The sequence below is a fragment of the Lysinibacillus sp. 10T31 genome (genome assembly GCF_056394365.1).
In genome coordinates, this window is the sequence record NZ_JBFTHS010000255.1 from 1 (window position 1) to 383 (window position 383).

Here is a 383-nt window from a genome sequence, read left to right on the forward strand (position 1 = left end):
GGTCAAGGCCCGGCGCCTGGTTCAGTGTTGTGAACAACTGGAAGCTGCCTGCAGCGGGCGCGACAACAACGTATTGAGCCAGGCGGTGCAGGCCTTGCAAGACGCCATGGAACGTTTGGCTCTGCACCTGGAGCAACGCTGAGCGGTCCTGCTCACTCCCAGTCGGGAGCGATACCTTTCGGGCTGGTCAGGCGCTGGCCACGTTCAAGCCCGGCGATCAGCGCCATATCGGCATCGCTCAACGTCAGGTCGCGGGCCGCCAGGTTGCTGTCGAGGTTGGCCCGTTGGGTCGAAGACGGAATCACCGCGTAACCCTGCTGCATGGCCCAGGCCAGCGTGACTTGCGCCGGGGTTGCCTGATGCCGCTCGGCGATCTGCTGGAT

General features: G+C 64.5%; 1 protein-coding gene. It reads right to left on the reverse strand.

The genetic code is table 11. From position 1 onward, the window contains the following. Nucleotides 1-152: 152 nt before the first annotated feature. Nucleotides 153-383, reverse strand: a 231-nt coding sequence (locus tag AC1DCY_RS27910) for an aldo/keto reductase (RefSeq protein WP_477356093.1), incomplete at its 5' end; no start/stop codon positions are given.